General features: G+C 38.7%; 13 protein-coding genes. 6 read left to right on the top strand and 7 right to left on the bottom strand.

Annotated features, from left to right (window positions below):
• Nucleotides 1-3 precede the first annotated feature (3 nt).
• The 4 genes from O3617_RS01645 to O3617_RS01630 all read right to left on the bottom strand — a co-directional run bounded on the left by O3617_RS01645 (nt 4) and on the right by O3617_RS01630 (nt 3,424).
• Nucleotides 4-264 carry a DUF6110 family protein gene (locus tag O3617_RS01645; protein ID WP_005376730.1) on the bottom strand — a complete coding sequence of 87 codons (261 nt, stop codon included), beginning with the start codon at nt 262-264 and terminating at the stop codon, nt 4-6.
• Nucleotides 265-358: 94 nt separating this feature from the next.
• Nucleotides 359-577 (bottom strand): FeoB-associated Cys-rich membrane protein, encoded by a 219-nt coding sequence (locus O3617_RS01640; RefSeq protein ID WP_371448303.1) that lies wholly within the window; start codon nt 575-577, stop codon nt 359-361.
• 233 nt (nt 578-810) lie between these two features.
• Nucleotides 811-3,180: a ferrous iron transport protein B gene (gene feoB, locus O3617_RS01635; protein WP_371448301.1), complete on the bottom strand. Its 2,370-nt coding sequence runs from the start codon at nt 3,178-3,180 to the stop codon at nt 811-813.
• Nucleotides 3,181-3,193: 13 nt separating this feature from the next.
• Nucleotides 3,194-3,424: a ferrous iron transport protein A gene (locus O3617_RS01630; RefSeq protein ID WP_371448300.1), complete on the bottom strand. Its 231-nt coding sequence runs from the start codon at nt 3,422-3,424 to the stop codon at nt 3,194-3,196.
• A gap of 509 nt (nt 3,425-3,933) precedes the next feature.
• Here O3617_RS01630 and O3617_RS01625 point away from each other — a divergent pair.
• Nucleotides 3,934-5,232, top strand: coding sequence for a DEAD/DEAH box helicase (locus O3617_RS01625; protein ID WP_371448299.1), 1,299 nt, complete (start codon nt 3,934-3,936; stop codon nt 5,230-5,232).
• A 49-nt stretch (nt 5,233-5,281) separates the two neighbouring features.
• Here the strand turns inward: O3617_RS01625 and O3617_RS01620 are convergent, their stop codons facing one another.
• A complete protein-coding gene (locus O3617_RS01620; RefSeq protein ID WP_371448298.1) occupies nt 5,282-7,594 on the bottom strand; it encodes a DNA topoisomerase 3 in 2,313 nt (770 codons plus the stop codon).
• 176 nt (nt 7,595-7,770) lie between these two features.
• On the opposite strand from O3617_RS01620, the gene O3617_RS01615 reads away from it, so the two are divergent.
• Nucleotides 7,771-9,366 carry a peptide chain release factor 3 gene (locus O3617_RS01615; protein WP_371448296.1) on the top strand — a complete coding sequence of 532 codons (1,596 nt, stop codon included), beginning with the start codon at nt 7,771-7,773 and terminating at the stop codon, nt 9,364-9,366.
• A gap of 236 nt (nt 9,367-9,602) precedes the next feature.
• Nucleotides 9,603-10,850: a sodium/glutamate symporter gene (locus O3617_RS01610; protein WP_316585952.1), complete on the top strand. Its 1,248-nt coding sequence runs from the start codon at nt 9,603-9,605 to the stop codon at nt 10,848-10,850.
• A 74-nt stretch (nt 10,851-10,924) separates the two neighbouring features.
• Here O3617_RS01610 and rsmA read toward each other — a convergent pair whose 3' ends face one another.
• Together rsmA and rnmV are read right to left on the bottom strand one after the other, a co-directional pair.
• Complete coding sequence (gene rsmA, locus O3617_RS01605) at nt 10,925-11,779, bottom strand: 16S rRNA (adenine(1518)-N(6)/adenine(1519)-N(6))-dimethyltransferase RsmA (protein WP_371448294.1); 855 nt, start codon at nt 11,777-11,779, stop codon at nt 10,925-10,927.
• A gap of 57 nt (nt 11,780-11,836) precedes the next feature.
• The gene (gene rnmV / locus O3617_RS01600) at nt 11,837-12,367 is read right to left on the bottom strand and encodes a ribonuclease M5 (protein WP_005378514.1); all 531 of its coding nucleotides are present in this window, start codon (nt 12,365-12,367) and stop codon (nt 11,837-11,839) included.
• Between the two features lie 108 nt (nt 12,368-12,475).
• Between rnmV and O3617_RS01595 the strand changes: the two genes are divergently transcribed.
• The 3 genes from O3617_RS01595 to msrB all read left to right on the top strand — a co-directional run bounded on the left by O3617_RS01595 (nt 12,476) and on the right by msrB (nt 15,691).
• Nucleotides 12,476-13,411 (top strand): LysR family transcriptional regulator, encoded by a 936-nt coding sequence (locus O3617_RS01595; protein ID WP_005380952.1) that lies wholly within the window; start codon nt 12,476-12,478, stop codon nt 13,409-13,411.
• Nucleotides 13,412-13,633: 222 nt separating this feature from the next.
• Nucleotides 13,634-14,755, top strand: a complete 1,122-nt coding sequence (locus O3617_RS01590; protein WP_371448293.1) for a 5-methyltetrahydropteroyltriglutamate--homocysteine S-methyltransferase — start codon at nt 13,634-13,636, stop codon at nt 14,753-14,755.
• A complete protein-coding gene (gene msrB, locus O3617_RS01585) occupies nt 14,756-15,691 on the top strand; it encodes a peptide-methionine (R)-S-oxide reductase MsrB (RefSeq protein ID WP_371448291.1) in 936 nt (311 codons plus the stop codon).
• Nucleotides 15,692-15,718 lie beyond the last annotated feature (27 nt).

Here is a 15,718-nt window from a genome sequence, read left to right as displayed (position 1 = left end):
CTATTATTTGTTTTCTTCAAAGATTTCTTCGTTGCGTGCTTCGTTAATTTCTTGAGCTTCTGCTAATACATCAGATGCGGAAGCTTGTACTTTTTCAGCAGTTTCCAATACAGTTTCTTTAGCGCGAAGGCCTGCTGCTACGATACCAGCATATACTTTTTTAGCATCTTTAGAAGTCAACACTTTAAGACCTACAGTACCCAAAGCAAGACCTGCTGCGAATAAGTTAGCGTTTTTAAGATTGTTTTGATTGAAGTTAAACATGATGTGTTTCCTTTCTTATTTGACATAATTAATACATATATATGAAAAGAGGAGCTCATTATAGAGACTCCTCTTCCATTACCGCATGAGATTCTTACTTATCAACGCGTTTGATGCCCAACGCTTTATTGGAACCATCACAACTGCAACTACATCCGCTGCCACAGCCAGACGACTTATGAGACTTAGATTCTTCAGAAGAACCACCGCCGCCACAGCCACAACCGCCTTTACCAGACACTTGTTTGCGAATTTTATTGCCTAAGTAAGCTAATGCTAACAGAACTATAAGTCCTATAATTAGGTTATCCATAGTATACCTCTTTCTCAATATCAACTAAATGTCAATATGTGCTTTAGTGATAAATAAGCTAAAAGCAATACCTCTTGGATATTTCCCTTTTCTCATTATCATTTAACCACGAATATTGATAATTATCAAGTATTATTTTTAAATTACCTATAACAAATTTACAACTATACTATATAAAATCGTCACAAGTATTCAAGATGTGGTTAAAACGAAATGTTTAGCAACATCTTGAATTAGTAACCCAATGCAAGACCTACGTGATAGAAAATGAAACATGCAATCCATGCAAATACATTTTCATAACAGAACATGAATAACATCCATTTCCAAGAACCAGTTTCACGTTTAATAACCGCAAGAGCTGCGATGCAAGGTGGATAACACAATACAAAAAGCATTAATGTTAATACGATTAATGGTGTAAAGTGTGGATCACTTTGTAGGTAATCAGTCAATGCTTGAGGATGATCTGTATCGCCACCTACCGCATAGATAGTACCCAATGTAGATACAACAACTTCTTTAGCTGCTAAACCAGCCACAAGTGCCACACCGATTTTCCAATCGAAACCTAATGGAGCTAAGATTGGGTTAATTGCTTTACCGAACATAGCAGCATAGGATTGTTCCAATTTTTCAGATTTTTGTTCTTCATCAAGTTTTTGATTTTCATCATCCAAGTTAGCTTGGTTTTTATACATAGCCCAAGCTACAGGGAATAATTGTTCATTTTGTTCCTTAATATCGTTGAACAATTCAGGTGCTTCAGAATCTTCTTCAACTTCAATTTCAGGAGCATCTTCATCATTATCTTCTGCCGCTGAAGTAGCATCTTCTACAGTAGCTTTCATATTATCAACGATTTCATTAACTTGGTCTTTTTGTTCATCTGTAGTGATACCAAAATGAGCTAATGTGTCAGCATCTTTAACTTCATATGTAGCAGCTACTTGATCATGTAATTGATCATAATCCTTAGAATATTCTACATCATTTGGATAAGATGTGATGAACCATACAAGAATGGAAGCAGCAAGGATGAATGTACCAGCTTTCTTTAAGTACAAGATAGCACGTTCGTACATATGCATTACTGTAGCTTTCAATGTAGGCATATGATAAGGAGGTAATTCCATTACGAATGGCTCAGCATCACCAGAGAACAAGTACTTACGGAAAATTTTAGCAAAAATAACACCAAAGATGATACCTGCTAAGTAAATTAAGAATAAAATAGTACCTGCCATTTCAGGATCAAAGAATGCCGCTGCAAACAATGTATATACAGGCAAGCGAGCAGAACATGTCATGAAAGGTGTAATTAAAATTGTTACCATTCTATCCTTGTAGTTATCAAGGATACGAGCACCCATTACGGATGGTACAGAACAACCAAAGCCTAAAAGCAATGGAATAAAGGATTTACCATGTAAACCAAATGCGCGCATTACGCGGTCGATTACGAAGGCTGCACGCGCCATATAGCCAGTATCTTCTAAGAAAGAAATACCTAAGAACAATAATAGAATCAATGGTACGAAGGACATTACGGCACCAACACCAGCGATGATACCATCAGATACCAAAGATTGTAATTGACCTTCAGGAATGTAAGTTGTAGCTAATTGTTGAAGCCATGTAAATAAGTCCTCTAACCAACCTTGAGGAATTGCACCTACTGTATTTACAAAGTTAAATAGCAACCACATAACAGCCAAGAAAATAGGCAAACCAAGGATGCGGTGTGTCAAAATTTTATCTAATCGATCTGAACGTGTTTCTACGTCGCCTGGATGTTCTACTGTAATAGCATTGAATACTTCTACTGCAAAACGGTGACGGTATTCTTGGAACACCACATCAAGATCAACTTGATCTTTTAATTCTTCACGAATTGCTTTAGCTTTCTCAATAATGCCATTAGTATTGTCAAGACGCATGATTTTGCCAACCACATCAGCATCTTTTTCCAATAATTTAACAGCTACCCAACGAATTGGATATGTTACAGTGCCAGCCTTTACAATTTCTTCTTCTAATTCAGCGATTTTAGGTTCCAAGATGTCACCGTAAGGAACAATAACTCCTGGTTTTTTATTTTCCTTAGCACATTGAACAGTAGCCGCCAATAACTCTTTAGTACCTATATTGTTACGACCAACAGTACGAACAACTGTGGTACCAGTCATTTTTTCTAATAAGGCAGTATCATATTTAAAGCCCATCTCTTCAGCTACATCAGACATGTTCAAAGCTAAAACTGTTGGTACTTCAAGTTCAATCAATTGTGCTGCTAAGTATAAGTTACGTTCTAAGTTAGATGCATCTAATACATTAACAATCAAGTCTGGATTATCATTAATAACAACATTACGCGCTACCAATTCATCCATAGAACGAGCTGTCAAGCTATATGTACCTGGCAAATCGATAAATAATAAATCTTGGCCATCAAATTTTGTATGACCTTCCTTTTTTTCTACAGTAACACCTGGATAGTTACCAACGTGTTGTTTAGCGCCGGTAATATTGTTAAACATTGTGGTTTTACCACAGTTAGGGTTACCAGCCAACGCTATGCGAATTTTTTCGTTGTCCGCCATGAAAGACCTCCTATTACACCTCTACATCGATCATACCTGCTTCACTTGTACGAAGCGCTAATTCAAAGTTTTTAACCTTGATTTCCACAGGGTCACCTAATGGAGCAAATTTCATAACATGAATTTTTGTACCATGAACAAGGCCCATGTCGATGAGACGATGTTTAACATTACCACTGCCATGAAGAGCTGAGATAACGCCAGATTCGCCTACTTTCATGTCTTTCAATTTCTTGATAGCCATATTACACCTCCTAATTATTGTACCTAACAACCTCATATCATACACACATCCAATGAATAATGCGTATTAATATCTTAAATTATTATATCATGCGCATTTAGAATTTCAACAATAATTATCATTTTGTTATTCAAATTACTAATACATATTATTAAATATGATTATAAATTACTTTTAAAATACAGTCTAAACACTTATATAAACTTTGTTATCCACTAATTAAATTTTATGCATAAATTACTCTTCAATTTCTAATTGTGAGAATATAGTTTATTTAATTATCATTTATTACTACATCCATTCTCATTTAATAATGTATCACACAAGAATCATTAACTATTACGTTATATTTATTTCTCAATTTTACGTATTCTATTCTCATTTTATGTAATATAAATAATATTTAACTATCATTATTCATGAATCAAATTCCTCTATAGACATATATTTGCTCACCTCTATGAGATTAGGTATAATTAATATAATATGTATTAAAGAAAGGACGACTCATGAAATCTTTTAAATCCTTAGGCGTTTGTGACGAACTCATTAGCACCTTACAAAAACAAGGCATCAAGGAACCAACGCCAATTCAAGAACAATCGATTCCTATCGTCTTCAAAGGCAACGATATTATTGCAAAGGCACAAACAGGTACAGGCAAAACACTGGCCTTCCTATTGCCGATTTTGCAACGCGTTCACACAGATGTACACCAAGAGCAAATACTTATCATTGCGCCAACTAGAGAGCTAATCAAGCAAATTTCTGATGAGGCAAAGGTACTTGGTGCAGTGTTAGGTGTGGATATTCTCCCTCTCATCGGTGGTAAGACAATTGAAGCACAATTACAACAACTGGGCAGACGTCCCCATGTTATTCTAGGTACACCAGGTCGTTTATTAGATCATGCCAAGCGAGGTTCTCTCCATCTCGATTCAATCCGCCGCGTAGTATTAGATGAAGCAGATCAAATGCTTCATATGGGCTTTTTACCAGATATTGAAAACCTAATCGGTCAAACAGATGCGAATCGACAATTGTTACTCTTCTCCGCTACGATTCCTGATAAAATCCGTAACCTAGCAAAAGCGTACATGTCAAAACCTGTATCTGTAACGGCAGAAGGAAAACACATTACACTTGACTCAATCGACCAACGCGTATACATGATGAATCCAGAGGACAAAACGCCTCGACTCATCAAGATGATTCAGGAAGATAATCCATATTTGGCAATCGTGTTCTGTAATAAACGGGAAGGCGCCATTCGCCTCTCCTATGAATTGACAGCTGCAGGTCTTAACATTGCTGAAATGCACGGCGACCTAACACAAGGCCGACGCACACAAATACTGCGAGACTTTGCCAAGGCAAAAACACAAATTTTGGTAGCTACTGATATTGCCGCACGCGGCATCGATATCGAAGGCATCACACATATATACAACTATGATGTACCTCATGATGTAGATTACTACATCCATCGTATCGGTCGTACAGGTCGTGCAGGAAATTCTGGTATAGCCGTTACATTTGCTACGCCAACCGATGAATCTTGGTTACGACGCATAGAACGTGCCATTCAAGCAACCCTAACAAAATACACAAAAGATGGACAAATCAAGACCAAAGGCAATGCAAGTACTGCGCCAAAACGCAAAAAAGCAACATCTAAACCTAAAATTACAAGTTCCTATCAATCTACAAAAGCAAAAGCCCATAAGGCTCGAGGCCATAAAGGTTCCAATACTCGTCAACGCCGTACCTCTACATCACAAACAGGTCGACGTGGCAAACGTAGATAACACAAAATGCGTGTAGCAATCACAAGCTACACGCATTTTTTATGTGCCATTATTTATTTTGATTTGCATAGATACTCGGTACACCATCTACATCCATGCACTGAGTCTTGCAAGCTGAACGATTACTACAAACCCATGTAGTGCGTCCTCTCATCTTTTGCTTTACAAAATATCCCTTTTTGCATCGAGGACATACATATTGCTTTGATTCTTCTGGAACCTCTAGATTCGCACTTATATTTTGCTCGCCACCAACAGGTTGTGTATATCGGCAAGACGGATAATTAGTACACCCCATGAACGCACCAAACTTACCATTTCTTTGTTGCAAACGCCCCTTCTTACAGGATGGACATTCAGGTGAGTTTTTTAAATTTTCTTGACTCACATCCAACGGCCTTTTTGCATTTTGATTGGAAATGGTACGTACTACGTTCGGCATCATTTGATCACGACTTACCTGCTTATCAAAGCCAAGTTTATCAATTAAATGCTGTAAAAATTGAATCTGATCTTTCAGGAACGATTCCAGTGTATCCTCACCTTCACTCATAAGGGCAAGGCGTTCCTCCCAAACGGCTGTTTCATCAGGATATAACAATTCATCAGGTAATGCATCCACCAAGAGATACCCCGTATCGGTAGGCGATAGCACCTGCTTCTTACCAGACGTCTTCATAAACCCACGACTGATTAATTCATCAATAATATTGGCCCTCGTCGCTTCCGTACCAATACCAGATACGGCCTTTAATTGTTTCTTTAGTTCCTCATTTTTTACAAACTTATGAATTTCCTTCATGGCCTGCAATAATGTAGACGGTGTAAACCGAGATGGCGGTTTTGTTTGTTTTGACTCTACAGATGAATCCGTATATTGAACTGAGTCATTCTTTTTAACCGACGGCAAATGATCAGCTTCCTCGATAGCATCCTTTTTAGGCCCCGATTCTGCACCTCGTTCATCGATTAAGTCCGGTTCATCACCATCTGCGTTAGTCTTAGACTTTTGTCGCTTATATAAGGACTTCCACCCTTCTTCAATAACAACGCGACCATTGGCAACGAATTCTTCCTCGCATTGACCAACTACAATCTTTGTTTGCTCATATACATGTTCGCCATAAAATTGAGCAATATAGGCCTGACTGATGAGAAAGTAAATATTACGTTCTGCTTGAGTTAGGCTATTTACATTACAAGCAACTGTGGTTGGAATGATTGCATGATGGGCGGTAATCTTTTTTTCATTCCATGCACGACTTTTAATATTTCTATCCGCGTTTTGTGCCCATTGTGAAAGTTTTTCATCCTCCGATTGCGCTAGATTGCTGAGAATAGCCATGCGGTCACCATATTGATTAGGTGGCAAGTATTCACAATCAGAACGAGGATAAGTGGTCAATTTTTTCTCGTATAATTTCTGTGCCGTATCAAGTACAGTTTGAGGGTCATAAGAGTATGCCTTCCCTGCCAATACTTGTAATGACGATAAGGATAATGGCAACCGTTGTAAATCTTTCTTCTTGGATTTTGTAACGGATTTTATCACACCATTAGAGCTTGATACTAGCTGTTGCACTAAGCTTTCAGCAACCCCCTTATTAATAAGACGACCATCTGGATCTAATCCTTTTTGTTCATCCTTAGGTTGCCACGTTGCCCAAAAAGTACCATTCTCATGGGTATATAAAATTTTAACGGTAAAATAATCAACCGGTTTAAAGTCGGCTAATTCTCGCTCACGACGTACCACGAGTGCTAGCGTTGGTGTTTTTACACGACCTATAGGCAATGTTACCTTATTCCCCTTATATCGTTCAGATAATGTATAGGCCCTTGATAAATTCATCCCGATCAACCAATCGGCACGCGCTCTAGCTAATGCAGATTGATATAAATTGTGAAAGTCCTGATTATCACGCAAATCACCTAACGCCGATTTTACAGATTTCTCGTCCAATGCATTTAATAAAATCCGTTGCACCGGTTTTGTATTGCCTACAAAATACAAAACCTCATCGACTAGCAACTGACCTTCTCTATCCGGGTCACCTGCGTTGACGATGATATCAGCCTTTCCGATAAGTTCTTTAACGGTTTCAAACTGTTGACGACTACTGTCGGTTATGAGTAATTTCCACTCAGTAGGTACAATTGGTAAATCTTGAGGACGCCAACGAATATATTTATCGTCATAGTCACCAGGCTCGGCTTGATGTAATACATGCCCCACAACCCATGTAACAACATCATCACCTTGGATAAAATAACCATTGCGTTTTTGTATATTCTTATTTTCCGGCAAACATTTACTGATTTCTCGAGCCATGGATGGCTTTTCTGCAATAAATAACCGCATGGTCCCCTCCTTAACGTACATATAGCGACCATCCCCGTAGTCGCTCTTTGAAATCTCATTATACTACAATTTAGTGGTCATAACTACCAAAATCATGTATAATTTTAAAGATATGAATGATGTGAAAATTGTACAATACAATTAAACTTTCACAAGCGAAACAACAGAGGTGAATTATGACATTTTTAGAAGAAGTACAACGTCGTCGTACGTTTGCTATAATATCTCACCCGGATGCGGGTAAAACGACACTAACAGAAAAATTACTTTTATACGGTGGCGCCATTCACTTGGCGGGGTCCGTTAAATCTCGTAAAACAGCAAAACACGCTGTTTCCGACTGGATGGAAATTGAAAAGCAACGTGGTATCTCCGTAACGAGTTCCGTATTGCAATTCGACTATGATGGATGTCGCGTAAACATCCTCGATACACCTGGTCACCAGGACTTCTCCGAAGATACATACCGTACCTTGATGGCTGCCGATAGCGCAGTCATGCTCATCGACGTAGCCAAAGGCGTGGAAGCACAAACGAAAAAACTATTTGCCGTGTCTAAAGAACGGGGTATTCCGATTTTTACCTTCGTAAATAAAATTGACCATTTTGGTCGTAGTCCATTCGATTTGATGGAAGAAATCGAAAATGTTCTCGGCATCCGTACATGCCCTATGAACTGGCCTATCGGTATCAACGGTGAATACAAGGGCGTATATGATAGAGAGCATGAAACTATCGAGCTCTTTGCTAAGGATGAAACACATGGTCAAGAAAAGTTAGCCTCTGAAAAGGGGGCATTAACTGACCCTCGCATGAAGGAATTATTAGGTGACGATGTATATCAAGCATTGCTAGATGATATCGAATTATTAGACGTTGCAGGCGACCCATTCGATTTTGATAAGGTGCGCGCCGGTGAATTGACACCAATGTTCTTCGGCTCTGCCATGACAAACTTTGGGGTAAAACCATTCTTAGAAAAATTCTTAGAACTCGCTCCATCCCCGGCTCCACGTCAAGCTATCGAAGAGGTTGTACAACCTACAAGCGAAGACTTCTCGGCTTTAGTATTTAAAATTCAAGCCAATATGGACCCTAATCATCATGATCGTATCGTATTTATGCGTATCTGCTCTGGTAAATTCGAAAAGGGCATGTCCGTATTGCATCGCCAATCGAATAAGACGATTCGCTTATCACAACCACAACAATTCTTGGCTACAGAACGTACCATTGTAGAAGATGCGTACCCTGGTGATATTATCGGTGTCTTCGACGCTGGCACAATGGGTGTAGGTGATACACTATGTGCACAAAAGCATAAGATTACATTTGGCGACTTCCCTGTCTTCCCACCTGAATTCTTTGCTCGTGTATCTCCAAAAGATACAATGAAACGCAAACAATTCCAAAAAGGGATGACACAACTTGCCCAAGAAGGGGCTGTTCAAATCTTTGAACAACCAGGTGCTCTTGACTCCTTCGTAGTTGGCGCTGTTGGTATGCTTCAATTTGAAGTATTGGAATACCGCCTAAAAAATGAATACGGTGTCGATTTATTAAATCATACATTGCCATATAGCGTGGCACGCTGGATTGATGGAGAAGTAGATACATCTACACTAAAAGGTCTAGATAATGCGATGATCGTAAAGGATAACCGTGACCGCACTGTTGTACTCATCGCCAACGAATGGCAAATGGGCTGGGTTCAAGAGCGTAATCCAGATGTTACATTCTTAACAACACCAAAACTACATAATGAGATTTAATTAAATCTTAGTTCACTATATAAATGGCGAAGGTCCTTTCTATCGATCCTTCGCTATTTTATTCTCACATTTATACAATCAAAAATTTTTCTATTCTCATTAGAGGAATTTATAAGGAAGACGTAGAATATATAATCTATACATATTTTGTATACATGATAAATTCTATAGTATTTAATTGGTTGTTCATGATACAATGTAATAAATTATTTTTATTTGTTAAAAGGAGTGATTTTATGCCACTGATTGACCTAAAGTTAGTCAACGATGTATGGACACTAAACCTGTCCATGATTCAAACTGTGGGCCTCGCTGTAATTACCTTATTCATAGGTACTTGGATTAATAAACATTCCAAGTTTTTACAACGCATGTGTATGCCAGCACCAGCTGTAGGGGCTCTACCATTTGCATTTTTAACTGCTATTCTTTCTTATTATCATATCTTGGATATTAAATTTGAAGGTTCCTTGCAAACCTTTTTAATGCTTGCCTTCTTTACTACCATCGGGTTGATGGCTTCCTTAAAGGTATTGAAAAAAGGCGGTATTTTCATTATCTTCTTCTTCCTTGCTTGCGCCGTATGGATTGTAGTTCAAAATACTGCAGGTATTGCCATTGCAAAAGCATTGGGTATTGAACCAATTATCGGTATCATGGCTGGTTCCGTATCCATGATTGGTGGTCTCGGTACGGCAGGTGCCTTCGGTCCATACTATGAACAATTACTTGGTATTCCAGGTACTGCATCTGCAGCCGTAGCAGCAGCTACATTTGGTATGGTAGCTGGTACGATTTTAGGTGCTCCAGTAGGGGAACGCATCATCAAGATGCATAAGGTAAAAACACCTTACGAAAACCCTGAAACTATGGACGATGATAATATCGATTACATTGAAGATCGCGTTGAAAGTGGCGGAAAGCAATTCAACTCTCAGGATTTGTTAACGATTTGTATGTGGATTGGCCTAGCTCTTGGTATTGGTACCATCGTAAGTGCTGGTTTATCTATCTTAACTCCATTGCCTGCATACATTGGCTCTATGATTTGTGCAGCCATCATTCGTAACTTTGGTGACTTTACAAAATCCTACAAGATTAACGATGCTGCCCTTGATGCTGTATCTAATGTAGCATTGTCCCTATTCGTTACAATGGCTATCAATAGCTTGAAACTTGTACAATTAATCGACCTTGCATTACCACTTATTACAATCTTAGTTGCACAAATGGCGCTTATCTGTGTATTCGCATACATTATTTACTTCCTATTTGGTCGCAACTACGATGCCGTTATGCTTGGTGCTGGCGCTATCGGTTTCGGCTTAGGTGCTACGCCAAACGCATTGGTTAATATGTTATCCTTAGCAAGTAAACACGGCCCATCTCCTCGTGCATGGCTCGTTGTATCCTTGGTAGGTGCATTCTTAATCGACTTTGCTAATGCCTTTATTATTACAACAATGGCTGGCATTCTATACTAAAATGAAAGGACCCATTCGGGTCCTTTTTTATGCCAAAAGGTCCTAAGGATAATCCTTAGGACCTTTTAATTATATTATTTAATTAAGGCCGCCCACGCATTGGCTACATCGGCAAATTCTTGGAGGGTAAATGTCTCTCCTCTTCGTTGACCATCGATATTGGCTTTTGCTAAAAGCTCTTCAATTCGATCTTTAGAAAGCCCTGTCGTCTTCATTGTATTAGCAAATGTTTTACGTCGTTGCGCAAAACCGGCTTTCACAACGCGGAAGAATAGTTTTTCATCAACCACATCCACAGGAGGTTTATCACGCAATACACAGCGAATGACAGAACTCGTTACAGCTGGCGCTGGCAAGAAAGATTTTGGCGGAACATCTAACACGATATTGGGCTTAGTATAATACTGAACAGCCACCGATAGAGCACCGTAGTCCTTCGTACCTGGCTTTGCCACCATCCGTAAGGCTACTTCTTTTTGTACCATCACAACGAGGCGCTCTATAGGCAATCTACTTTCCAAAAGTGACATAATAATAGGCGTTGTAATGTAATATGGTAAATTAGCAACAACCTTGAACGGTTCATTGTTCATAATGGACGGCACATCCAATTTCAACACATCCCCATGAACAATAGTCACGTTACTATATTGAGCTAGTGTCGTATCTAAAACCTCTAATAAACGCGTATCGAGCTCAATAGCCGTTACATTAGCACCACTCTGGGCTAACCCTTGTGTAAGCGTGCCAATACCAGGACCAATTTCTAAAACAGGCTCCCCTTCTTGTAAATCCGCAGCTTTTACAATTTCATCAACAATGCCACGCTTAATCAGAAAATTCTGGCCCAACTTTTTGCTCATTTTAATATCAAAACGTTTACAGATATAATGAACTACTTCTGGACTCGCAATGATAGATTCAATCATGAATACTCCTATTCTAAAATTTGTTACGAATTTAATACTATGTTTGTTGAAAGTATATTAACATCTTGAAACGGCTTGTTCATATTCATCACGACTGATGCCATAATGATTGAGTCGATATAAGAACTGTTTGCCATTTCCATATCCTATACCCAAAGCAGCACCAACGGCAGCTCGTTTATCAGCACTATTAGGAAATCCAGAAAGGCCATGTCGTACAAGATCTGCCATCGTAAATTCCTCGCTGGATACCAATGATTCCGTATGAAGTACAGATAAAGCCTTTATAATAGATTCTGGCGAAGCTTGTTCGATACCAATATCATCATTTGCATAGGCCTCATCGCGAGGAACAAAGGCATGTTGTGCATTAGGAAATTTCTTTGTTAATACGCGACGTATACGTTCGCCAGCCGTATCTGGATCGGTAAGAATAATAATGCCCCGCTTCTCATAGGCTACGCGAATCTGTTCAATAACGCCCTTGCGCAAGGTAAATCCTTCCGTAGCAATACAATCAGCGTCAATAGCTTGATGTATACGTTGTATATCCGATTTTCCTTCTACTACAATAACCTCTTTTAACATAGTACCTCCTTATATCTATTATATTATTGTAACATATATAGCATTGCTTAAATAGGTGTAATAGTTTAGTATAATATTATATAAAACTATAAAAATAAGGAGATAATTGTGACATTACAACAATTGCGATATGTAACGACAATTGCCAATATCGGCAGTATTAGTGAGGCTGCAAAACGTTTATTCGTATCCCAGCCAAGCTTGACAAAAGCCATAAAAGAATTAGAAAAGGAGATGGGCATTACCATCTTCGATCGCACCAATAAGGGCATTACTGTATCTAAGGAGGGCGAGCGTTTTTTAGGATATGCACGCCAAGTATTGGAACAAGCTACGCTGTTAGAAGAACAATATAAGAGTAATAAAGGTGGAAAAAAACAATTTTCCGTATCTACACAACATTACTCCTTTGCAGTAAATGCTTTTATCGATCTAATCAATCAAAGCGATGTAGACTCTTATGATTTCTCGTTACGGGAAACACAAACCTATGAAATCATTGATGACGTAGCGCATATGAAAAGCGAAATCGGTCTTTTATATTACAATGATTTTAATCGACCTGTTCTAGAAAAATTGATTCATACTAACGAATTAACCTTTACAGAGCTATTCACGGCTAGCCCTCATATTTTTATCGGCAAACAACATCCATTAGCTACTAAAAAAATGGTCTCCATGAATGAATTGGAACCATATCCTTATGTATCATTTGAACAAGGCGACCATAATTCGTTCTATTTTTCCGAAGAAATTTTTAGTACTGTTGTGCGCCCAAAACATATACGCGTCCGTGATAGGGCCTCCCTCTTTAGTCTATTAATCGGCCTCAATGGATACACTGTATCAAGCGGCGTTATCGATAAGGAGTTCAATGGTGAAAGTATCATTTCTGTACCCCTAGCAGAAGAAGGCATCATGCATATCGGCTACATTACTAACAATAAAATGCAGCGCAGTCGTTTAGGACAAGGATATATTAATGCCTTAGAGCAATATGTAAACAATTATGGCAAACATATTCAATTGCCCACCGAAAAATAAATCTTTCGATTCTACAAATCAAAATAACAAACTAAATCAGTACATCCTCTATACAGAAGGATGTACTTTTTCTTTATAACTAATGCCACACTATATGGTTGCCTCCATAACTCTAATCTATATCAAACATCAACATATAGATATTTTTAAATATAGTTAGACTTAGCTATAATAAACCTATCGAAATTATCGGTTATACCGTTTATTATAGGAGGTTTTATTATGTCTAACCATTTAGCACCATTTCATTTTGATATTGTAGGTTCATTCCTACGCCCAGCAGAATTAAAAGAGGCACGTCAAGCTTTCACAGACGGCAAAATCAGTCGTGAAGATTTAACAGCCGTCGAAAATCGTCTCATTACAGATCTTATCCAAAAGCAAAAAGCAGCAGGTCTACCTGTGATTACAGATGGCGAGTTCCGCCGCGCATATTGGCATCTGGATTTCATGTGGGGATTCAATGGTGTAAAAGAAATTGAACTTGAACATGGCTACAAATTCCACGGTCAAGAAACAGCACCTGGTTCCCTTGCACTTACAGGCAAAATTACAGGCACTAATCACCCATTCGTAGAACATTTTAAATTCGTAAAACAATTCGAAGATGAACATACAACAGCTCGTCAAACCATCCCTGCCCCATCTCAATTCTTAGCAGAATTATTCCGAGAAGATAATGGTACTGTAACACGTTCCTTCTACCCAGATTTAGAGGAGTTAATCCAAGACATTGCAGCAGCCTATCGTCAAGTTATAAAAGATTTATATGATGCAGGTTGTCGCAACATTCAATTTGATGATTGTACATGGGGTATGTGCTGCGACCATGGCTATTGGACTGGCCGTCAAAAAGATAAAAGTGTAACCATCGAAGGAGAAACAGCAAAATACTTACGCGTAAATAACTTGGCCCTTGAAGGTCGTCCTCAGGATCTAGCTTTTACAACACATGTATGTCGCGGTAATTACAACTCTACTTGGGCTGCTAGCGGCGGCTATGAACCAGTAGCACCAATTCTATTTGCCAAAGAAAACGTAGATGCATATTACTTAGAATTCGACGACGAACGGTCCGGTGGCTTTGAACCATTACGTGAAGTATCACCTAATAAAAAGGTTGTATTAGGCCTCATTACAACAAAACGTCCACAACTAGAAGATAAAGAAGTGATTAAGGCTCGCATTAAGGAAGCTACGAAATACATTCCTCTCGAAAGACTTTGCCTATCCCCTCAATGCGGATTTGCATCCTGCGAAATCGGCAATCAATTAACCGAGGAAGAACAATGGGCAAAATTAGCATTAGTTAAAGAAATAGCACACGAAGTATGGGGTGATTAGATGACAGAACGCACAATATACTTAGGTGGTGGTTGTTTCTGGGGATTACAAGGTTATATTCGCCAAATTCATGGTATAGTATCGACTGAGGTGGGCTATGCCAACGGCCCTACTACCAACCCAAGTTATGAAGATGTATGTCATGACAGTGGCCATGTAGAAGCACTAAAAGTAATCTATGATACCGATATATTATCATTAGATCATTTAATTCAGTATTTCTTGCGTGCTATCGATCCATTTAGTATCAATAAACAAGGCGGGGATGAAGGAATTCAGTATCGGACAGGTATATACTATACAGATAGCGCTGATAAAGCAATTATCGAGACTACATTAGCTCGTGCTCAATCCTTTGAAAGCAAACCCTTCGCCATCGAAGTATTACCACTTGATAACTATTACTCTGCAGAAGAATATCATCAAGATTATTTAGACAAAAACCCTAATGGTTATTGTCACATTCCTCTCGGCCTATCCCAAGAGCCACTTATAGACGATAGCGCCTATAACATACCGACCGAAAAAGACTTGCAAACTTTATCACCGCAAGAGTTTGAAGTGACTCAAAATGCTGCTACAGATGCACCATTTAGTCATGAATTGACTGATGAGTTTAGATCCGGACTCTATGTAGATATTACAACGGGTGAACCACTATTCGGATCATCGCGTAAATTCGAATCACACTGTGGTTGGCCAAGTTTTACAAAACCAATAGCAAAGGATGTTATTCGATATTACAAAGATAACTCACACGGTATGCAGCGTATTGAAGTGCGTAGTCGAATCGGTAATGCACACCTAGGTCATGTCTTTGAAGATGGACCTAATGGATCATTACGGTATTGTATCAATGGATCTGCGCTCAAATTTATACCTAAAAATGAATTATTAGGAACAAAGTATGAATACCTAATTCCTTATATCGACTAATATCTATACAATAAAAGGACGATATAT

It is taken from the genome of Veillonella sp. 27098_8_77, from assembly GCF_041431535.1.
Lineage (GTDB): Bacteria > Bacillota > Negativicutes > Veillonellales > Veillonellaceae > Veillonella.
The sequence above is the reverse complement of the archived record's forward strand: the minus strand, read 5'-3'. Positions and strand labels throughout refer to the sequence as shown.